General features: G+C 60.1%; 17 protein-coding genes. 11 read left to right on the top strand and 6 right to left on the bottom strand.

The window, feature by feature from the left end; all coding sequences use genetic code 11:
- Nucleotides 1-277: 277 nt before the first annotated feature.
- Nucleotides 278-2,167 carry a bifunctional sugar phosphate isomerase/epimerase/4-hydroxyphenylpyruvate dioxygenase family protein gene (locus H4W29_RS19035; RefSeq protein ID WP_192730301.1) on the bottom strand — a complete coding sequence of 630 codons (1,890 nt, stop codon included), beginning with the start codon at nucleotides 2,165-2,167 and terminating at the stop codon, nucleotides 278-280.
- A gap of 233 nt (nucleotides 2,168-2,400) precedes the next feature.
- On the opposite strand from H4W29_RS19035, the gene H4W29_RS19030 reads away from it, so the two are divergent.
- The 9 genes from H4W29_RS19030 to H4W29_RS18990 all read left to right on the top strand — a co-directional run bounded on the left by H4W29_RS19030 (nucleotide 2,401) and on the right by H4W29_RS18990 (nucleotide 12,259).
- Nucleotides 2,401-3,231, top strand: coding sequence for a transporter substrate-binding domain-containing protein (locus H4W29_RS19030; RefSeq protein WP_192730300.1), 831 nt, complete (start codon nucleotides 2,401-2,403; stop codon nucleotides 3,229-3,231).
- Nucleotides 3,232-3,558: 327 nt separating this feature from the next.
- Nucleotides 3,559-4,011: a type II 3-dehydroquinate dehydratase gene (aroQ, locus tag H4W29_RS19025; protein WP_192730299.1), complete on the top strand. Its 453-nt coding sequence runs from the start codon at nucleotides 3,559-3,561 to the stop codon at nucleotides 4,009-4,011.
- Nucleotides 4,008-4,676, top strand: a complete 669-nt coding sequence (locus H4W29_RS19020; RefSeq protein ID WP_192730298.1) for an amino acid ABC transporter permease — start codon at nucleotides 4,008-4,010, stop codon at nucleotides 4,674-4,676. The genes aroQ and H4W29_RS19020 overlap by 4 nt, the downstream gene beginning before the upstream one ends.
- A gap of 7 nt (nucleotides 4,677-4,683) precedes the next feature.
- Nucleotides 4,684-5,328 (top strand): amino acid ABC transporter permease, encoded by a 645-nt coding sequence (locus H4W29_RS19015; protein WP_007823092.1) that lies wholly within the window; start codon nucleotides 4,684-4,686, stop codon nucleotides 5,326-5,328.
- 76 nt (nucleotides 5,329-5,404) lie between these two features.
- On the top strand, nucleotides 5,405-6,133 hold the full coding sequence (locus H4W29_RS19010; RefSeq protein WP_192730783.1) for an amino acid ABC transporter ATP-binding protein: 729 nt from the start codon (nucleotides 5,405-5,407) through the stop codon (nucleotides 6,131-6,133).
- Between the two features lie 24 nt (nucleotides 6,134-6,157).
- The gene (locus tag H4W29_RS19005; RefSeq protein ID WP_192730297.1) at nucleotides 6,158-7,213 is read left to right on the top strand and encodes a Gfo/Idh/MocA family protein; all 1,056 of its coding nucleotides are present in this window, start codon (nucleotides 6,158-6,160) and stop codon (nucleotides 7,211-7,213) included.
- Entirely contained in the window at nucleotides 7,206-8,033 is an 828-nt protein-coding gene (locus H4W29_RS19000) for a shikimate dehydrogenase family protein (RefSeq protein ID WP_192730296.1), read from the top strand. The genes H4W29_RS19005 and H4W29_RS19000 overlap by 8 nt, the downstream gene beginning before the upstream one ends.
- Before the next feature lie 241 nt (nucleotides 8,034-8,274).
- Entirely contained in the window at nucleotides 8,275-10,836 is a 2,562-nt protein-coding gene (locus H4W29_RS18995) for a hypothetical protein (protein WP_192730295.1), read from the top strand.
- Complete coding sequence (locus tag H4W29_RS18990) at nucleotides 10,781-12,259, top strand: hypothetical protein (protein WP_192730294.1); 1,479 nt, start codon at nucleotides 10,781-10,783, stop codon at nucleotides 12,257-12,259. Before H4W29_RS18995 ends, H4W29_RS18990 begins: the two co-directional genes overlap by 56 nt.
- Before the next feature lie 232 nt (nucleotides 12,260-12,491).
- On the opposite strand, the gene H4W29_RS18985 is transcribed toward H4W29_RS18990, so the two are convergent.
- The 4 genes from H4W29_RS18985 to H4W29_RS18970 all read right to left on the bottom strand — a co-directional run bounded on the left by H4W29_RS18985 (nucleotide 12,492) and on the right by H4W29_RS18970 (nucleotide 16,057).
- The gene (locus H4W29_RS18985; protein WP_113213153.1) at nucleotides 12,492-12,827 is read right to left on the bottom strand and encodes a hypothetical protein; all 336 of its coding nucleotides are present in this window, start codon (nucleotides 12,825-12,827) and stop codon (nucleotides 12,492-12,494) included.
- A 143-nt stretch (nucleotides 12,828-12,970) separates the two neighbouring features.
- Nucleotides 12,971-13,912 carry an HlyD family secretion protein gene (locus H4W29_RS18980; RefSeq protein ID WP_192730293.1) on the bottom strand — a complete coding sequence of 314 codons (942 nt, stop codon included), beginning with the start codon at nucleotides 13,910-13,912 and terminating at the stop codon, nucleotides 12,971-12,973.
- Nucleotides 13,909-14,154, bottom strand: coding sequence for a DUF3302 domain-containing protein (locus tag H4W29_RS18975; protein ID WP_192730292.1), 246 nt, complete (start codon nucleotides 14,152-14,154; stop codon nucleotides 13,909-13,911). The genes H4W29_RS18980 and H4W29_RS18975 overlap by 4 nt, the downstream gene beginning before the upstream one ends.
- 769 nt (nucleotides 14,155-14,923) lie before the next feature.
- The gene (locus H4W29_RS18970) at nucleotides 14,924-16,057 is read right to left on the bottom strand and encodes an MFS transporter (RefSeq protein WP_192730291.1); all 1,134 of its coding nucleotides are present in this window, start codon (nucleotides 16,055-16,057) and stop codon (nucleotides 14,924-14,926) included.
- 364 nt (nucleotides 16,058-16,421) lie between these two features.
- Between H4W29_RS18970 and H4W29_RS18965 the strand changes: the two genes are divergently transcribed.
- Entirely contained in the window at nucleotides 16,422-18,356 is a 1,935-nt protein-coding gene (locus tag H4W29_RS18965; RefSeq protein ID WP_192730782.1) for an adenylate/guanylate cyclase domain-containing protein, read from the top strand.
- 73 nt (nucleotides 18,357-18,429) lie between these two features.
- Here the strand turns inward: H4W29_RS18965 and H4W29_RS18960 are convergent, their stop codons facing one another.
- On the bottom strand, nucleotides 18,430-19,071 hold the full coding sequence (locus H4W29_RS18960) for a methyltransferase family protein (RefSeq protein ID WP_192730290.1): 642 nt from the start codon (nucleotides 19,069-19,071) through the stop codon (nucleotides 18,430-18,432).
- A 213-nt stretch (nucleotides 19,072-19,284) separates the two neighbouring features.
- On the opposite strand from H4W29_RS18960, the gene H4W29_RS18955 reads away from it, so the two are divergent.
- Entirely contained in the window at nucleotides 19,285-19,782 is a 498-nt protein-coding gene (locus tag H4W29_RS18955; protein WP_192730289.1) for a cytochrome b, read from the top strand.
- Nucleotides 19,783-19,926 lie beyond the last annotated feature (144 nt).

Below are 19,926 nucleotides of genomic sequence, written 5' to 3'. Positions count from 1 at the left end.
GGGGTTTGTCATTGGCGTCCTGAGTGTCACGGGGCACGCCATGGGGGTTATGCCGTGGGGCACCCCCCTCTGCCCTGCCGGGCATCTCCCCCACAAGGGGGGAGATCGACCCGCGGCCTGACCTCCGCATATCGCTGACGTCGTGCAGTTCTGCAACGTTGGTTGTTTGGGGAAACCGGCGCTCCCAGCCAATCTCCCTCCTTGTGGGGGAGATGCCCGGCAGGGCAGAGGGGGGTGCCGCGAACGCCTTTTATTTCATTGAGTTAAGACCCCACCCTCACCCCGCATCCCTCGGAACGCCCTCCGGCCGCATCTGCTTCTTCAGCGCCGCAATCCTGAAAATCGCATTCGGCGCGCCATAACCGCGATAGCTCCGCCGCTCCACTACCTCGAAGAAGAAGCCCTCCCCGTAAGTCCCGCTATAGAGCTGGAAATACTCGCCCTCCCCATCCCGGTCATAGAGAATGTTTTCCGCCTTCAGCCGCTCCGTCAGCTCCGGCTCCAGCCCGAAGCGGGCTTCCACATCGTCGTAATAATTCGGCGAAATCGGCAGCGGCTTGAAGCCTTTCGCGCGCAGGCGCTCGGCCGTGGCGAAGATATCGTCCGTGGAAAAGGCCAGATGCTGGATGCCGGAGCCGAATTTCTCGGCGATGAAATGGCCGGCGAGCGTGCGGCGGTTTTCGGCGCCGTTCATGGTGATGCGAAGCGTGCCCGCCTCATTCTCGATCACCTGGCTGCGCACCACGCCTGATGGGTCGATAATGTCGACGACAGGGGTTTTGCGGGTTTCGAAGATCGAGGTGTAGAAGAGCAGCCAGGTCAGCATCTCGTCATAGGCGACCGTCTGGGCGATGTGGTCGACCTGCAGAAGGCCGGCATCCTCGACCGCGCCTTTATCCTGCACCGGCTCGAAATCGATCTCGGAGAAGCGGCCGAGCGGGCTTTTCTCGTCGATGAGATAGATCAGCCCGCCGCCCACACCGCGGATCGCCGGCAGCTGCAATTCGCCCTCGACGACCGCCTGGGTGAAGGGCTCGGCATCGAGCGCCAGCGCGCGCGCATAGGCTTGCGCCGCATCCTCGACGACGAGCGCCATCGCATAGGCGAATGTGCCGTGCACGGCATAGGCGGCATTGGCGAAGCCTTCGGGATCGACATTGATGAGGATGCGGATATCGCCCTGCTGGAAGAGCGTCACCTTCTTCGAGCGATGCACCGCCGCCTTGCGGAAGCCGAGCGCTTCGAGAATGCCGACAAGCTCCACCGCCTCCTCGTCATCGGTCGCGAATTCGATGAAGCCGACGCCCTTGACGGCGGCGCGCGCGGGCATGTCGATGCCGACTGAGGTCTCCACCTTGCGGCGGATCTGGTCGGCCAGATAGATCAGCGAGCGATGGCCATCGGCGGCGATTGCCCGTGTCGAGCCGCCGCGGAACTGGTCGTTGAAGATCTCCAGCGAGAAGAAGCCGTCGTAACCTGTGGAGGCCACGGCCTCGGTAAATTCGGTGACGGGAAGATCGCCCTCGCCCGGCATGTTGCGGAAGTGTCTCGACCAGTAGAGCAGGTCCATATCGATCAGCGGCGCATCGGCAAGCTGGACGATGAAGATCTTCTCCTTTGGGATCGAGCGGATGGAATTGATATCGATCTTGCGCGACAGCGAGTGGAAACTGTCGAGGATCAGCCCGACATTCTCATGATCGGCGCGGCGCACGATCTCCCAGGCATCGCGATGGTCGTTGACGAAGCGGCCCCAGGCAAGCGCCTCATAGCCCACCTTCAGTCCGCGCTTGGCCGCCCGCTCCCCGAGCTCGCGGAAATCGGCGGCGGCCCGGTCGATGCCGCCAAGGGCCGCCTGCGAGACATTGGAGCAGACGAGCACCATGTCGGTGCCGAGCTCCTGCATGATGTCGAACTTGCGCTCGGCGCGGTCGAAGGTACGGCTGCGCAAGGCATCCGGCATTCCCTCGAAATCGCGGAAGGGCTGGAAGAGCGTGATGGTGAGCCCGAGGTCGCGCGCCATCTTGCCGACATCGGCAGGGCTGCCGTCAAAGGCCAGGAAGTCGTTTTCGAAAATCTCCACGCCGTCAAAGCCGGCGCGCGCAATCGCTTCGAGTTTTTCCGGCAATTCGCCTGAGAGCGTCACCGTCGCAATCGAGGTCTTCATGGCTTCAAATCCTCCTCGTTCGGGCCGCGATGGACAGAGCCACCGACCCTCCTGATGGCATTATGGCGAATGTCGTGAGGATTTCAATTCAATTGATCAAATGAAAAGTCTCATATGATTTTCAAAAACTATGTTGATTTACGAGCGCCTCTCTGGCAAACATGATGCGAACAGTCGGGAGAGGATGACTGTGAGGCCGTTTTTGACGGCTATCAAAAAGGAGGAGAATTCCAATGCTGAAGTCTTTGCTGACGCGGCGTGGCGCCATGCTGGGTGCCGCCGCTCTCGTGGCCGCCATCGGTCTTGCAAACCCGGCCGCTGCCGTTACCCCCGATGAAATCAAGGCCCGCGGCAAGCTGATCGTCGGCATCCAGGGCGACAACCCGCCATGGGGCTTCGTCACCAGCGCCGGCAAGCAGGATGGCTTTGACGCCGATATGGCGACCGCCTATGCCAAGGAACTCGGCGTCGAGGTCGAGTTCGTGCCGCTCGAAGTCAACAACCGCATCCCGGCGCTGACATCGGGCCGCGTCGACGTGCTCTTCGCCACCATGGCCATGCTGCCGGATCGCGCCAAGGCGGTGCAGTTCAGCCAGCCCTACAATGCCAATGCCATCGTCCTGATCGGCCCGAAGAACAAGTCGATCAAGACCAACGACGATATGGCGAACCTGACCATATCAGTCGCCAAGGGCGCCGCACAGGACACGCAGGTCACCAAGAATGCGCCGTCCACCGCCACCATCCGCCGCTTCGACGGCGATGCGGCAAGCGTCCAGGCGCTGGTTTCCGGCCAGGTCGATGCGCTCGGCGGCAACATTTTCTATATGGACCGCGTGGAAAAGGCCCGCCCCGGCGAATTCGAAAACAAGCTGGAATTCCAGAAGCTCTATAACGGCGCCTGCACGCGTCTCGGCGAAAAGGAACTCAACGCCTCGATCAATGCCTTCATCGACAAGATCAAGGCCAATGGCGAGCTGAAGGTGATCTACGACAAGTGGATGAAGGTGCCGGTTCCGGAATTCCCGAAGAGCCTCGAGGGCATTTCGTTCACAGCCGGCTGATTGGGGTAAGGGCGGGACGAGGCCCCGTGAGAATTCGGCCCGCCTTCCTCTCCTCCGTCATCCTCGGGCTTGTCCCGAGGATCTGCCGACGGCCAATGCACGACGGACGTGAGAGACAAGACCGCCGACAGCACCCGCGTCGCCGTCGCAACAGGTCCTGGACCCTAGCACCTGCCGCGGCCTGATTAGATCCTCGGGACAAGCCCGAGGATGACGACAGAGCGAGGGGCAAAATCCCACAAAACAGCCGGACATTTCGATGTCCGTCCACGGCACCCCTATGCCGATGACCAAGCAACTAGCCCTGCCCCGTTTGAGGTGCGCGACATGACCAGAACCATCTTCGTCCTCAACGGACCGAACCTCAACCTGCTCGGCGAGCGCGAGCCGCATATCTACGGCTCCACCACACTCGCCGATATCAGGCAGATGTGCCTCGCCAGGGCCGAAAGTCTCGGCTTTGCGATCGATTTCCGCCAGACGAATTTCGAGGGCGAGCTGGTGGAAAGCATCCATCAGGCCCGCAAGGAGGCCTGCGGCATCATCATCAATCCCGCCGCCTATACCTTCACCTCGATTGCACTTCTCGATGCGCTCAAAACCTTCGACGCACCGAAGATCGAGCTGCATATTTCCAATGTCCATGCCCGCGAGGAGATCTACCATAAATCCCTGATCTCGCGTGTCGCCACCGCCATCATGATCGGCTTCGGCGCCCGCGGCTACGAGCTGGCGATCGAGGCCATGGCCGGAATGGTGGGAGCGGCAAAAGCAGCATGAATTATCAACTGGATTTCACGCCCGTCATCGATGGCCTGCCGAGCCTGCTGCTCGGCTGTCTCGGCACGTTCCTGCTGGCGCTCTGCGGCATGGTGCTTGCCGTCATCATCGGCATCGGTGGCGTGGCGCTGCGGGATTCCCATATCAAGGCGCTGCGCTGGCTGGTGATCGGCTTCGTCGAGATCATCCGCAACACGCCCTTCCTGGTGCAGATCTTCTTTCTCTTCTTCGCCTTGCCGCTGATCGGCATCCGGCTCGACCCGACGCCGACGGCGATCATCGCGCTCGGCATCAATGGCGGCGCCTATGCGATCGAGATCATCAGGGGCGGCGTGCAATCCATTCCCAAGGGGCAGATGGAAGCGGGCCTGGCGCTCGGCCTGCACAAGGTGCAGGTCTTCCGGCTGATCATCCTGAAGCCGGCGCTGCGCGCCATCTACCCTTCGCTGACGAGCCAATTCGTGCTGCTCACGCTCTCGACCAGCATCTGCTCGGCGATCTCCGCCTATGAGCTGACCTCGGTGGCACAGCGCATCGAATCCGACAGTTTCCGCAGCTTCGAGGTCTATTTCACCATCACCGTGTTCTACCTCGTGATTTCCTGGCTGATGATGCGCCTCTTCGCGCTCTTTTCGGCCCGCTATTTCACCTATCCGGTCAAGTGAGGGCGCCATGGGCAGCGAAGAATTCACCTTCCTTCTGATCGGCCTGAAATGGACCGTGCTTCTGTCGGCCGTCGGCTTCGTCTGCGGCTGCATCGCCGGCCTTGCCGTGGCGCTGGCGCGCACCTCGGGCATGCCGTGGCTGGAGCGGGCGACATCGGCCTACATTGCCATCTTCCAGGGCACGCCGCTCCTGATGCAGCTCTTCGTCACCTATTACGGCCTGGCACTCATCGGCTTCAGGCTCGATGCCTGGGAGGCGGTGGCGATCGGCCTCACGCTCCATGCCAGCGCCTATCTCGGCGAGATCTGGCGCGGCGCGATCGAAGCCGTGCCGCGCGGCCAGACGGAGGCGGCCAAGGCGCTGAGCCTCAAATATGTCTCGCGCATGAAGGATATCATCCTGCCGCAGGCGCTGCGCATTTCGCTGCCGGCCACGATCGGCTTCCTGGTGCAGCTCATCAAGGGCACCTCGCTCGCCTCGATCGTCGGCTTCACGGAGCTGACGCGCGCCGGCAACATCATCTCCAACCAGATCTTCCAGCCGCTCACCGTCTTCGGCATCGTCGGCATCCTCTATTTCCTGATGTGCTGCCCGCTGACCATCCTCGGCGCCCGCCTGGAGCGGCGCTTCAACGCGGCCCACGCGCGCTAAGCACTCTGCGATCGGAAACAACACCATGACCACAGCACCCGCCCCGTCCCCCAATCAGGTCACGATTGGCGAAACCATGATCACCATGAGCCATGTGGAGAAATGGTACGGCGCCTTCCAGGCCCTGCACGATATCAATATCGATGTGCACCGCGGCGAGCGCATCGTGCTCTGCGGCCCCTCCGGCAGCGGAAAATCGACGCTGATCCGCTGCATCAACCATCTGGAGACCTACGAGAAGGGCGAGATCCGCGTCGGCGGTATCCTGCTCGGCAATCAGGCCAAGGCAATCGATGCGATCAGGCGCGAAGTCGGCATGGTCTTCCAGCAGTTCAACCTCTTCCCGCACCTGACGGTGCTGCAGAACTGCATGCTGGCGCCGATGCGCGCGCTCGGCGTCGCCAGGGCCGAAGCCGAAGAGCGCGCCCGCACCCTGCTCGCCCGCGTAAAAATTGCCGAACAGGCGGAGAAATATCCGGTGCAGCTCTCGGGCGGCCAGCAGCAGCGCGTGGCAATTGCGCGCGCGCTCTGCATGCGCCCCAAGGTGATGCTCTTCGACGAGCCGACCTCGGCACTCGACCCGGAGATGGTCAAGGAAGTGCTGGATACGATGATCAGCCTTGCCGAGGAAGGCATGACGATGATCTGCGTGACCCATGAAATGGGCTTTGCCCGCCAGGTCGCCAACCGGGTGATCTTCATGGCGAGCGGCGCAATCGTGGAAGAGGCGCACCCGGCCGAATTCTTCACCAATCCCCGCCACGAGCGCACCCGCAAATTCCTCGGCGAAATCCTGCGCAACTAGCCGCCGAAGACCGGGAGAACCTCCATGTCAAAAGACCCCGTCAAGATATCGGTCATGGGCGCCGGGCTGATCGGCAAGCGCCATATCGAAGGCGTGCTCGCCGAGCCGCGCACCACGCTTGCCGCCATCATCGACCCCTCGCCCGCCGCCCGCGACGAAGCCCGCGCAAATGGCCTGCCCTGGTTTGCAAACCTTGCCGAAGCGCTCACCGAGGCCCGCCCGGATGGCGTGATCGTCGCCACCCCCAACCAGCTGCATGTGGCAAATGCTGACGATGTGGTGGCATCAGGCATCCCCGTCCTCATCGAAAAGCCGATCGCTGACGATGCCAGGGCCGCAGCAGGCCTCGTAGCCCGCGCCGAACAGGCCGGCGTGCCCATCCTCGTCGGCCATCACCGCCGCCACAACCCTATTATCCGTGAGGCCAAAAGCCTCCTCGAAAGCGGCCGGCTCGGCCGCATCCGCTCCGTCCATGGCAGCTTCTGGGTCGCCAAGCCCGATGACTATTTCGAGGTCAAATGGCGCCGCGAACCCGGCGCCGGGCCGATCTTCATCAACCTCATCCACGATGTCGATCTCTTCCGCCATCTCATCGGCGAAGTCGAAAGCGTGCATGCGATGGAAAGCAATGCCGCCCGCGGCCATGCGGTCGAGGATACCGCCACCGTGCTCCTGCGTTTTGAAAGCGGCGCGCTCGCCACGCTGAGCGCCACCGACGCCGTGCCCTCGCCCTGGAGCTGGGAGCGCACGTCAGGGGAAAACCCCGGCTTCCCGCAGGAAGATCAGTTCTGCTACCAGATCGGCGGCACTGAAGGCGCGCTCACGATCCCCGATCTCACCCTCTGGACCAACGAGGGCAGCCCCGACTGGCGCGAGAAGCTGACGCAGGAGCGCCTGCCCGTCACCCCGGCCGATCCGCTCACTTTGCAGCTCCAGCATTTCTGCGATGTCATCGAAGGTACGGCCACACCCCTCGTCAGCGGCCGGGAAGGCCTCGCCACGCTCGAGGTCATCGAGGCGATCAAGGCATCCGCGATCTCAGGAAGGACTATATTCCTAAAAGGCAAATCCCATGATTAGCGGCACCACCAGGCTGATCGCCCATCTCGGTTATCCGACGGAAAGCTTCAAGGCGCCGCTGATCTACAATCCCTATTTCGAGGAACAGGGCATCGACGCCGTCGTCGTGCCGATGGGCTGCCGGCCGGAAGATTACCCCGCCTTCCTGAAACTCGTCTTCCGCCTATCCAACATCCACGGCGCCCTCATCACCATGCCGCACAAGATCCCGACCATGGATCTCTTGGACGAGATCTCCACCAACGCCCGCGTCGCCGGCTCCTGCAACGCCATCCGCCTCGGCGCCGACGGAAAACTGATCGGCGACATGTTCGACGGCGAAGGTTTTGTCCGCGGCCTCAAGCGTAAGGGCCAGACGATCGAAGGCGCCAAGGCCCTCGTCATCGGCGCCGGCGGCGTCGGCTCGGCCATAGCAGCCTCCCTCGCCTCCGCCCAAATCGGCCACCTCGCCCTCCACGACGACAACAAGGCGGTCCTCGACGGCCTCAAAACCCGCCTCAACACCTGGTATCCTGCAACGAAGGTCACCACCGGCTCCAACGACCCGGATGGATTCGACATCGTCATCAACGCCACGCCACTCGGCATGCGCAAGGACGACCCGCTGCCGCTGGATGTGACGCGGCTTTCGCCTGATACTTTCGTGGGTGAAGTGGTGATGAAGGAGGAGATCACGCCGTTTCTGGCTGCGGCGAGGGAGAGAGGGTGTAGGTATCAGGTGGGGACGGATATGCTGTTTGAGCAGATACCGGCCTATCTGGAGTTTTTTGGGTTTCAGACGACGACGGCCGAGCATTTGAGGCGGGTGGCGCGGTTGTGAGGGGACATGGCGTATCAATGATGTCGTCGGCTTTGCACCAATTGAAATCACCGGTCCTGTTTGTCGGACATGGTAGTGATGCGTCTACCGGTCGCCCCAATCCCTACAATTTCTAGGTGATTATCTGAACACCAAGGAGCAAAACGTTCCTGAATCCGGTAATGTGAGCTGAACAAGTGGATTCGGCGTGTAGCCCTGCTGCGAACTCAACTTGCCGTGGCAGGCTCCGGGGTGTTCTTACATGGAAGATTTCGAAAGTGACTATCAGCAAGCCGTCGAGGCAGGCCAAAGGAACCTAAAGACAAAAAAGCTTCTCGATAATTGGTGTTTCCACGCAGAGTTCGCCAGGATGCCAGGCCGAGGAATGATCGAGGAGGCCACCGGTCTTCCGATCGGTCACATGGGTGTTCGATGCAAGTTTTCAAAGAAGAACTCAATGTTCGGCTGGCTTCTAGAGGATGCAGCCTACGACTTCTATTTAAATAACTGCAAAGGATGCGATAAACGGGTTCCGGTAGGCATCCCGAATATCATGGAATTTGTTGGGCCTAGAGAACGAGCTATCGAGCAACGACAGCTCGAACGGGATGCTAAACGGCGGAAGAGCAAGCAGGAACAGCAGGCGCGAAAGGAAGAACGCGCAGAACTGCGGAGCGAATTGTCACTCGAAGAGACCTTTGTTCTCGATTTAATAGACGAGCTAGATGCCGATGATATTCCAAGCGATGATCCCCGGTTGGAACAGCTCGCAAACCTCGCCCCGGAGGCCTTCGGACAGAAGGTGATCGATCATCTGTTGCCCGCGGCAACCCAAGAGTATTTTCCCTATTCCATTCACGCCGCCAAAGCACTTATCCGAGCGCGCCTCGATCCCGACAAAAAGATCGCCGTCGCCGTCAGGTTGCTCGACAGCTATGTAAAATCACCAGAAGCGGTCGATTATGTCCTAGCGAATCCTCACAGACTAGGTCTTGAAAACCTCTCAAAGGTGATCCGCCGTTTCGTATCAATGGCTGTTCCGGCCCCGCCGAGTATGAGAATCGGAAACGAGACGCGGAGTTACGACAGCGCCCCGATCAGGTCTTTGTTCACGAAAAGGCAAGACGACGTCAGTAGGGAGATCGAGAATCTTCTTGCCAGCACCCAGGCTGGTCAGATCGCCGCTGCAACGGAAGCAATCATTGCGATAGACAATGATCAGCTGTTCGCAAAACATGCGCGAAGCATCTTCGCGAAACTGATGCGGAGAAGAACCCTCCTGCCCAAAGAGCGCAGAGATAGTGCAGTCTTATACTACCTACAGGAAGCCGCTTCTAAGTGCCTCGAACTTTTCCCGGATGAAGTGGACACCATCATTCAATCGTTTCTCCGAGATAATGACGATATTGGAAAACGCGAAGCCTATAGGACGTATCGATCCGTCTTGAAACACGGTTATCGAAAAAAGCAAACGATCGGAAAGCCGCAAAGAATAGCGTTTCGTAGGCTACTTTGGGCTGCTGTCGACCGGCCAGAAGCGACCGATGACGCGGCGCAATTTTTTATGCACGCGTGGGATGAACTCGCGGAACTCGCAGCGGAGCTTCTGGATGAACTAATCGGCGCAGCAGCTACATTGAGTGACAAGTATGAGCGGCTTGAGGAGAAGCACTCCTTGGAGGTCGCTAATGAATTCCTTGCAGAGATGGACCGACGCAATAAGCGCACCGCTATAGATCGCTTGCAGGGCGCATTAATCGATTGGGCCGCCATCGGAGCGCGAGCGAAGGGCAACGAGGGCGTAAAAGACTTTCTTACCCTCTACCGCCATCTGCCGGAGAACCAAACCCAAATGCGTGGGAACATGATTGTTCATGTTTCGAAACTCCTGACAGGCGTCGAAAGCCTCAATCAGGTTTTATCCGACTGGTATCGAGCGTTGATGGACGAAAGCGCGCTGGTGCGTGCAAGTGCTGCGCAAGCATGGGAAAACGTGCCCTATGAGATGCAAAAGAATTTCCCGGACCTCTTTTTTCATGCGTTTGCGATACTTTTGAGCGACCCCTACGTTATCGTGCATCGCAGAGCTATCCACGCCTTACGAAGGAGATTTTTTCCAGACGACAAGCGATCACTGCTCAATGCAGCGATATGGAACCTTGTCGTTCATTACGCTCAGGAAGGCGAGGATAAAGAATTCTTGGTCAAGTGTATCGACGTTTTTGCGATACTCTGTCTCACAGATGAACAAAAAAAGGGTGCGCTCGGAGTCTTCCTCTCCGGCCTGCTGTTAAAGCTTGAAGGCCACGCGCTGTATGAGGCGGTTGACCATTTGGTCTATAGCTTCCAGGACGTTCCAGGCTTCGTGAAAGTGGCACTGAAAGCGCTTGCTGACCAATACACTCGTTCTATATCCATCGACGATTGCGTCACGGTCGTTCTGCGAGCTCCGCAGCATGAACTACGGGCATGTGCCGATGACATAGAAGCCGCATTTGATGCCTTAAAGCCATTTCGCCCAGAGGACTTCGCCGAGGCCCTGCTTCTCATTTCCGCGCTGACCAAGGCCGGTCGCTTTTCATTAGCGCGTGATCGCTCACAGGTTCTTTTGGCCGCGATTCCAGCGGAAAATCGGTACGAGAAATGGCGGCTTAAAGCTTCCTTGGTAGAAACCGCCGCTGCGATAGAAGGCGCTGTCGCCGACGGTGAAGACATAACCGCACTGATCGAACATTGGGAAAAGCTAAGCGCCAAGTTGGAGATCGAGAATGAAGAACGAGCCGAAATTCGAGATGTTCCGCCGCGCTTTTTCTTCTCGGATTAGTCTCGCCGCAGCTGTCAAGAACGCGCTAGCGCCATCGCCGCAGGCTGTGGAGCAATTACGAGACGCATGGTCAACCTTCGAGCAGGCTATCGCTCCAATGGCAAAAGGGAACGTTGAGGATCAATACCGCGCATACGGCGCAGCCTCCGGTCTCTTCGTGTCATTAGCTGAATGGAAACGCGCCATTCGAAATGCGGAGCCCGATGCTCAGCGTTTCTTGAGTGCTACGAAAATGAGAGCATCTGAGATTGATCGAACCGCGAGTTTTGCACAGGTTGAGCAGTTGGTTTCAGTTCTCGATCGGGTCAACAAACTCCATGATCCTGTTGACCTTGGCGACTTACAATCGTTGATGGGTGGATGGGCCCTGCCTCTGCTTATGTTCGCCAATGTCGTGGAGCATGACATAGGTCGAGTTGGAATAGCGGTTGGCAGCACAGACAGCTCGGCCGCGGCCAAAAAACTCGACACGACCGTCGCCTTCCTAAAATTCGATATTGACGGACAGCCCGCAAAGCACTGGAATTACCTCAAACCAGAGACAGCCTACGACCTAACGATTGAAGTGCGCGTTTCAAACTGGCCGAAACGGGCTAAAGTGTTGTCACTTATGCCGGTGACAATCGATAGCCGAGAACGCGATTGGCTCCCTAAGTTTAAGTTTCAGAAGCCTGATGGGACTGGTCCATTCACCCTCACGGGTACAGGCCGAGCTGTCCTAGAGATCGCACATTCCTTCGGTTCGAGGCCTTATGAGTTTCTTTACACCGCAGAGTTCGATGACATGACTGCCTACAACGACATCCAGATAGTGGGGCACCGACGTCTGGTTCTAGAAGGCAGTGATATTGCTACAAACCCGCTGACAGGTTTCAGCAACGTAGATCGCCATTTGCTTGCTATTCGAAACCGTCTGAGGTCATTTCCTGGTTTAAACCAGGATGATCTGGCCAACGCCATGACAGTTCTTGGTGGCTTCGGAAGCATTGCAGCCTCGGCTTTGCGCGATGCCACTTTTTCGGCCAACACGTCAGAGCGCGAATTTCAAAAGGAGACAACTAGGTTATTGAGGATGCGCTCGGAGATTGGTGGCGACCTTCATGGCCACCCCGAAGCCGCTGGAGGCATCACGGACCTTACCTTTCGAGACATACCCATAGAACTGAAGGTAGAGAATAATCAGGTATTATACGCAAAAGATTTTTCAAAGTACTTCGATCAGGCTGCAGCCTACGCACTGGGGCTTGGCAAGCGGTTAGCTCTCTTATCGGTGTTAGAGTCTTGTGCCAAATCATCACCGGTGGGAAATGTAGAGGAAGATATTGACGTCTTCCTCCATCGCGTTGGGAATTCCTCCGTTGCGATTGTTGTTGTCGTCGTGCGCGGCGGACTCCCGAAGCCTAGCTTTTACTCCAAGCGTTGATCGAACCGAAGCAACTTCCGCTCTTCGCCTAAAACTTGTACGCATCCGACATAACTCCGCTCACCATCGGCGATTATGTGCCCGTCGACCTCGCCTTCTTCCTTCGCAGAAAACGATCCATTCACAGCACAGACGCGCGATGGCTGGATCTCTGTGACGAGCACAGAGATGACGGCGGGAAGGGTTGCCGCCCCGGTGCTCTTGCCGCCAACCTCCCCTCTCACCCAGCATCCTACAACTTACACCCCTTCGAAAGCGCCGCGCTCTCCATCGCCGACACTTTCCCCTTCGACACCGCAACCTCGCCTTCCTTATCCCCACCGGCCACGCTGCCGATCGGCACGCCCACCAGGAACACCCCGAAAGCATCCCCATTGGCGGCCGAGATCTGCTGCTTCGAGAGATCGTCGAGCTTCTTCTTTTCCGTGGTGTGGAGCTGGGCAATCTGCGGGCAGCCGAGATTGGTGTAGGCCTGCATCGGAATGTCGGCCTGCACGATGGCGTCAGGTCTTTTCGCGCAGGCGGCGAGTGTCGCGGCAAGAGCCACGGCGAGAATGAATTTTTTCATTAGATAACCCCGGTTAGCAGCCGATTTCTAGCATCGCCGCCCGCCTGGCGCGAGTAATGGGAGGGAACAACCACAGGAGAATTATCTGACGCCGCCGGCGGCTTCCCATCCGCCGGCCCCGCCTTTCGGCGCCGCCCCGCCCCTCAAAACGGATTGATGTAATTCATGATCGCGACCTGCCGCAGCACCACGCGGCGGATGATGTGGGTGCTCTTCACGTGGTCGGTGAAGATGGCCGCCGTTCCCGTGCTTCCGGCCGGCAGGCTTGCGGCGAAGGCCTGGTCGTCGAGGCGCACGCGCACGACGAGCGGCGCCGTCAGGATGCCGGATGGCGCCACGGCGCTCCCCGACGTCTGGACCTGGCCGGTCGCCACCGCCTGGATGACCGTTTCCACCTTGCCGGTGAAGATGCGGCCGGGCGCGAACTTGAAGGTGATCTCGACGGCCTGGCCGGGCTCGACATAGCGGGCGTTGATCTGCGCGATCTCGACGCCGATGATCGTATCGGCCGTATCGATGAAGGCCATGACGGGCGCGAGCGGCAGGCTGGAGACGCGCGCGCCGGCCCTGAGCGCCAGATTGGTGACATAGCCATCGGCCGGCGCGCGCACGACCGTCTTGTCGAGATCCCACGCAGCACCGGCAATTTCGGCGGTCAGTTGCTCCACCTCCGCCTGCCGCTGCTCGACATCATAGGCGCGGCCCGCCCCCGTCGTCTGCAGACGCGTGGTCTCCTCCAGCCTCTGCTGGTTGAGGCCGAGCTGCGCCTTCAGCGCATCGAGCTTGGCCTGATAGGGCTGCGGATCGATCTTGAACAGCGTGTCGCCGGCCTTCAGCGGAGTGTTGGCCTTGACCGGAACATCGGTCACCTCGCCCGCGACATTGGGCACGATCGCCACCGAATTGCGCACGACCAGCGCATTGCCCTGCGGTGCGCCCCAGCCCATGGGAATGAACAGGCCGACAAGCAAGAACAGGAAGACGAGGACAGGAGAGATCTTCCAGAACAGGCTGAAGCGGATGATATTCAGCTTCACCAACAGGAAGAGGATCACCAGATAGACGTTGAGCAGGACGACGATCATGGCGCGCGCTCCGGCACCGCCTTGCGGGGAATATCGACATAGGCCCAGATGAGAACGAGCGGCCAGAGCGCAAAGCCGAGAAACAGCGTCACCCAGCCGCCGACGGTGACCGCCTCCTTCCAGGGATGGTCGCGGCGCTTGGCGATCATGCCGGGAAGCATCGCGAGAAAGATGACGACGAAGACCGTGCTGGCGATCAGCACGATCAACACGATCCAGGCAAATATATCGATTCCGCTCATCTCCAGCTCCGTTGACGAATTCAGCCGGCCTGTTTCACCAGGGCAGCCCGGCTCGCGGCTTTCGCCACCGAGGACGATAGCGAAGCCGCCCGGCGCGGGAAGTACGCAACCGTAAATGCGTGGCGCCATTTACGTTGCGAGCGGCTGTTGCCAATGTCCCCGCCGGCGCTCGGGGCAGGCATTTCCGGAGCTGAAATCGCGACGCCCAGCCAGCCGAATGACCGGCTCCCGGCCTAACCCTTTTGGATGAATTGCGAATCGTCTTCACTGCGACGAAAGTAGGTAGGCGGCGGTAGTAGGATTACTTGGACCGAAACCGATGCGGGGGGCTTGCCGAGTATCGAGTGGGAGCCCTTCAATTGTAGACTATCCGCGCCGTGCAGGGCGCGGTTTCATGATCAATGGCCGCTTCCGCCTGAAGCGGCCATTATCGTAAGATGACGTGACAGTGAGGGATCCAGCCACTGGTGACTGCACCGGGCAAGCGCGCCGGCATCATTGGCGATGGTCATGATGGGGCGGGTGTGGCCACGAAACAGGGCCGTGGTGTCGCGAAAGATTCAGGCGGAAGAGGCCGAAACCATCGGGAATTCGAAGTCAGTTATAGGGCCCGCCACACGATACCCCCGCGAGCCACTATACCTGCTCAGTCCGCCAAAACGCGTTTAGCGCGTGAAATAATCATGGATGGAAGCCAGAGTCGCGTGAAAAGTGTGTGACATGGATCGCCGCGCAATATCCTTTCCATCCGGCGATATTTTCCGCCGGCCTATGCAGCCGGCAGCGCCTCCCCGTCATAGCTCCTGTTTGCGGCATCCTGCACCAGCGCGATCGCGACAGGCGGGAAGAGGAAGCTCCAGAAGGCGAGCCAGGCGATGGAGACCAGGCGCCCCTTTCCGCTCTCGCGGCCGCGATCGTTGAGGAGATCGGCGAGCGTGAGCAGCAGTACCGGCAGGCCGAGCGGCACGAGGATGGCGATCAGCACTCCCGCAATCGGCGTGAGCAGCCGCTGCGAGGGCGCGGCACCCGCAAGCTCTCCATGGATGCGATAGCACCACCAGGCGAAATAGAGGAAGGCCGCGAGCGCAATGGCGAGCACCGCGAACGCCAGAAGCAGGGCGACCTCGGAATAGATGCTCGCCCCGGTATTCTCGCCCTGAAAGCCATAGACACCGAGACTGAGGAGAACGATCAGCACCAGTGGTGCGGCGAGGATGACGGCGACCCAAAGCGGCGATCGTTTCTGCGGCGCAATCGGCCTGTGGCGTTCACTCGGCCTGTCGTCGAAGGCGAGAGACCGCGCCGGCAGGAGCAGGAGAATGGCAAGCACCAGGCAGGCGAGAAAACCGATCGCGACAGCCAGGCCGCCTGGAAAGGCCTGATAGAGCCAGGAGGCGGCGACCGGCGCAAAGGTCGAGGTCAGGATCGTGGTCGAGATCAGCGTCAGCGCGCAGCCGAAATCGATCCTGCCGGGCCGTCCGCCGACCAGGAAGATCGCGATCGCCAGCGGGAAAACCGCCCGCGCCGCGCCTATCGGCAATCCGAAGAAAAACAGGAACACCGGCGCGTCCCAGAGCGCCGGCGCCAGGATGAAAATGCTGGTGACAAGGGCGCAGGCGACGAGCGGCGCGATCAGCGCCGGCCGCCCATGGCGGGAGGCGACGACGAAGGCCAGGAAAGCGCCGATGACCCAGCCGGCATTGGAGCCGAGATAGAAGATCGCGACCGTTTGAACGCTGCTTCCGCTTTCGCTCGACATCAGCGGAAAGACCGTCGAAAGCCCCTGCCCGCCGAAAGCCAGAAGCAGCGAGGAGAAAAACAGGGCCCAGTAGCGATAGGTGCTGAGGAAATCGGCGAGCGTCCATTCGGCCCTGCGGGCGGGCTGAGAGAAATTGTCCGTCAATGAAAGCCCCCATTCGAAAATCACCGCTCATCGCCCTCGATGGCGATGCCCGCAAAAATACCGGCCATGGCGGAAATAGAAGCGCGCCGCCGATTTTCGAGAGGCTTGGAGGCCATTCAATCGCGGGCTTCTCATTCGCGCCCCAGCGATCGGCACCGTCAGGCCTGACCTACCCGGACGGACTACTCCCATCAGCGCCTTGTATAACCCCTCGAAAAGCGGTTAGCTGCAACCGCTGGGTACGCTCATTCCTGCACGGCCGGACGAGTATTGGATGAAACGCGTGCTGAAAACGCGCCCGCATCTCGAGGCCCGCATTTTCGAGGCCCTGCATTTCGAGGCCCTGCATTTCGAGGGAAGTCCCGTGCACTGGTCCAGACCCTTAAGAGTGCATCTCGGCGTCCTGGTCGTCGCATCGCTGCTGTGTACGTCGATGCCGATCATCTGGCTGGCCTTCAGCCGCGGCAGCGATGCTGCGGTCAGCGCCGGCGTGCAGCAGATGCGCGGCATGAGCCTGCGGTTGATCGAGGGATATCGCAATACCTTGCAGGGCGGCATGGAGGCCGTGGCGCTCGCCTCCACCCTGCCCCAGCTTGCCTCCTCGCTGCCACAGGATATCAAGGCAAAGCAGGGGTTCTTTCTGGAGGTGCTGCGAAACGTCCCCAACGCGACCAGCATCTATACCGGCTATCCTGACGGCTCCTACCTGCAGGTCATCAACACAGCAAGGCAGGATACCCGCCGCACGCTTGCAGCACCCGATGGAACGGCTTTCGCGATCAGGACGATCGCCGGCAGGCAAAGCGCCGATGTCGTCTCGACGCTGCAGTTTCTCGACAGTGAGATAAGGCCGATCGGCGAGCGGGAGGTTGACTACGCCTCCTTCGATCCGCGCCAGCGCCCCTGGTATCAGTCCGTCGTTCAGGATGGCGTGCCGGTTTCCGTCGGACCCTATATCACGGGAACGCTGGGTGTCCCGACGCTGACGATCGCAGCCCCCATGCGCGACGATGCCAAGGTAGTGGTCGGCATCAACATCCATCTGCGGACCATCAGCCAGCTCCTGGACGCGCGCGGGATTTCGCCGCGCGCGCGCGCCTATATCCTCGATGCCCGTGATGATCTCATTGCCCATTCGGACCCCGATATCATGAGCAGGATCATCGCCATATGGTCGCGAACATCTGGCGCTTTCGGCGCGACGGCCAACGGCTTCGACAGCAGCATCGAGACGGTGGCGAGGCTGAGGCGTGATCCGGCCTTTGCCAATGGCGGGCTGGCGCGCGTCGAGCTCGATGGCGAAAGTCATCTAGTACAGATCGCCCCCGTCAGTGTCTCCGGCCTGTTCAAGGGCAGCACCGCCGCAATCATCGTGCCGATGGAGGATCTGGTGGCGGAGGCCAACCGGCTGCTCCGGCACAATCTGCTGATCGCCGCCGCCTTGGTCCTGTCGGGTGTCACCGCATCCGTGCTGCTGTCGCGCATGGTCAGCCGCTCTCTCAACCGGTTGGCCGACGAGGCGCGCAGGATCGGCGATCTCGATACCAGCGAGAAGGCCGTGTCCCATTCCTGGATTACAGAGATCAATACGCTGGCGACAGCGCTCGCCGCCAGCCGCCATGCCATCAGCCAGTTTGCCCTCTACGTGCCGCGCGAAGTCGTCCGGCGCATCGTCAACCCGGAGGGGCGAACGGTCGCCAAGGCGGCGCGGCAGGACGTGACGGTGCTCTTCACCGACATCAGGGACTTCACCACCATATCCGAACGGCATTCGCCCGAAGATGTCGTCGATACGCTCTCGGCCTATTTCGAGATCCTGAACACCATCGCCGAGCGTCATGGCGGCACGGTCATCCAATATCTCGGCGACTCCATCTTCGTCATGTGGAATGCGCCTGTCGAAGATCCTGATCATGCCGAACACGGCTGCCGCTGCGCGCTCGCCATGAAAGCCGCGGTCGATCGCCTGAACGAGGAAAACAGAGGCAATGGCCGCCCCGAACTCTTCACGCGCTTCGGCCTGCACACCGGCCCGGCCGTCGTCGGCAGCTTCGGCGCCATTTCCCGCCAGCAATATACGGCCATGGGCGACACGATCAATGTCGCCTCGCGGCTGGAGGGGCTGAACAAGGATTTCGGCACGTCGATCCTGGTGAGTGCGGCCATCCACGACGCGGTGGGAGATCGGTTCGCGTTTCGCCCGCTGGGACTGGTGCAGGTCAAGGGGCGGGCCGAGAAGGTGGATCTGTGGGAGCTGGTTGGGGATAGCGCCGCCACGACCGAAGCGGGTCCGGACTGAGCCCGCTCCACTGGCTGCGGGAGGTGAAACAGCGGCGGCCCATCCCCCGCCGCCGCTCCTTTGAGCCGGAAGATCAGAAGATGAAGGGGATCAGCCTGTGGGGCGTCCTTTTCATGAATTCGACGTAGCTTGTATCTTTGCTCAGCACTCTCTCCTCCGCCAGTATCCTGCAGCACTGGGCGGCGAGAGCCGCGGAATAGACCGCAAGGTTCCAGCGCGTCGGATGCGCGCAGAAGAAGCCGATATGCGTCATCAGATAGCCCGCATACATCGGATGGCGCAGGAACCGGTAGGGACCGCCGATCTTCACACCGCGATTGGCCGGCGCCAGACCGAAGCTCCGCCGAAGGGTGAACTTTGCGGAAATCTGCACGACGAAACCCAACATCAGGATCGCTTCGCACAGCACCAATGGAAGAAGCGGCGTTGCCCTTGTCACCTCGACACAGAGCGGCGCCAAAGTTCCAATTGCTGTCACCAGCCAGTCGGCCGGGTTCATCGATGTCGTTCTCGTCGTGCGCCGGGTGACGATGAATGCGGCGCAGGCACCTTCGGACAGAAGGAGGGTGAAATCGACGATCGCCCATTCATCACCCATCCCCGGCACGATGCGCAAGACGATGCGAGCGAAGAGATAAACGATCAGAATTCTCTCGACCATATCGAGCAGAAAATGCCCATCAAGGGAGGGGATCGACGTTGCGTATTTTCTCATTGCGCTTATTCGCACCTTGCCGGTTTGATAATACGGATGCATGCATCACCGCGATCTAAGGTTGCGATAAGAATTAAAGTAAAAATTTAGTTATTGGCCATCGGGTCTTGTTGTTGCCACGTGCATAGCGGCGCCATGAGGGCACGGCGATCCTGCTGCCGATACCCAATCTTTACCGAGACACGGCATCCTTCATCTCATTTGGAGGATCGGATGCGCGACGGTTACAGGACTTCCCAGATCGCCCTGCACTGGCTCATCGCCGGGCTGCTGCCAGTGCAATACCTGACGGGAGGCAGTATCGAGCGGATTCACCATGCGGTGCACATGGGCATGCAGCCGTCATCCTTCGATGTCTTTCAGCACCAGGTCCACAACTATACGGGCATGGCGATCGGCGGCCTCATGGGCCTGCGGCTCCTGCTGCGGATCACGCGCCCGCCCTCACCGGCGGCATCGCCGATGGGTGCGGGGCTGCTGGCAAAGGCCCTCCACTTTGGCTTCTATGCCGTCATCATCGCTCAGGCCACGCTTGGCTTCGTCGCCAGCTACCTGACCTTCTCCGTCGCACCACTCCATGTCATCGGCTCGAACGTCATCCTGGCAATGGTCGCCCTCCACTTCACTGCAGCGGCCTGGCATACGCTTATCAGGCGTGACGCAACGCTCGACCGGATGATCCTGCCGCGTAACGACCAGACCGCGACTTGAAGCGCCGACATCGATAAAACCGCAATCGGACGCGATAAGGATATTGACCTTCCAGTAGGGGGAAGCTCTAGACGCAGATCCGAACAGCCTCTCGACGATCACGAATCATGGGAGGGCCTGTCGAGGATAGTGAAGCGGAGCGGC

Source organism: Rhizobium viscosum (genome assembly GCF_014873945.1).
Lineage (GTDB): Bacteria > Pseudomonadota > Alphaproteobacteria > Rhizobiales > Rhizobiaceae > Rhizobium > Rhizobium viscosum.
The sequence above is the reverse complement of the archived record's forward strand: the minus strand, read 5'-3'. Positions and strand labels throughout refer to the sequence as shown.

Excerpts from the sequence above, each read along its gene's own strand:
- H4W29_RS19035 (WP_192730301.1), bottom strand. The coding sequence starts at position 2,167 with ATGAAGACCTCGATTGCGACGGTGACGCTCTCAGGCGAATTGCCGGAA.
- H4W29_RS19030 (WP_192730300.1), top strand. The coding sequence starts at position 2,401 with ATGCTGAAGTCTTTGCTGACGCGGCGTGGCGCCATGCTGGGTGCCGCC.
- aroQ (WP_192730299.1), top strand. The coding sequence starts at position 3,559 with ATGACCAGAACCATCTTCGTCCTCAACGGACCGAACCTCAACCTGCTC.
- H4W29_RS19020 (WP_192730298.1), top strand. The coding sequence starts at position 4,008 with ATGAATTATCAACTGGATTTCACGCCCGTCATCGATGGCCTGCCGAGC.
- H4W29_RS19015 (WP_007823092.1), top strand. The coding sequence starts at position 4,684 with ATGGGCAGCGAAGAATTCACCTTCCTTCTGATCGGCCTGAAATGGACC.
- H4W29_RS19010 (WP_192730783.1), top strand. The coding sequence starts at position 5,405 with ATGATCACCATGAGCCATGTGGAGAAATGGTACGGCGCCTTCCAGGCC.
- H4W29_RS19005 (WP_192730297.1), top strand. The coding sequence starts at position 6,158 with ATGTCAAAAGACCCCGTCAAGATATCGGTCATGGGCGCCGGGCTGATC.
- H4W29_RS19000 (WP_192730296.1), top strand. The coding sequence starts at position 7,206 with ATGATTAGCGGCACCACCAGGCTGATCGCCCATCTCGGTTATCCGACG.
- H4W29_RS18995 (WP_192730295.1), top strand. The coding sequence starts at position 8,275 with ATGGAAGATTTCGAAAGTGACTATCAGCAAGCCGTCGAGGCAGGCCAA.
- H4W29_RS18990 (WP_192730294.1), top strand. The coding sequence starts at position 10,781 with ATGAAGAACGAGCCGAAATTCGAGATGTTCCGCCGCGCTTTTTCTTCT.
- H4W29_RS18985 (WP_113213153.1), bottom strand. The coding sequence starts at position 12,827 with ATGAAAAAATTCATTCTCGCCGTGGCTCTTGCCGCGACACTCGCCGCC.
- H4W29_RS18980 (WP_192730293.1), bottom strand. The coding sequence starts at position 13,912 with ATGATCGTCGTCCTGCTCAACGTCTATCTGGTGATCCTCTTCCTGTTG.
- H4W29_RS18975 (WP_192730292.1), bottom strand. The coding sequence starts at position 14,154 with ATGAGCGGAATCGATATATTTGCCTGGATCGTGTTGATCGTGCTGATC.
- H4W29_RS18960 (WP_192730290.1), bottom strand. The coding sequence starts at position 19,071 with ATGAGAAAATACGCAACGTCGATCCCCTCCCTTGATGGGCATTTTCTG.
- H4W29_RS18955 (WP_192730289.1), top strand. The coding sequence starts at position 19,285 with ATGCGCGACGGTTACAGGACTTCCCAGATCGCCCTGCACTGGCTCATC.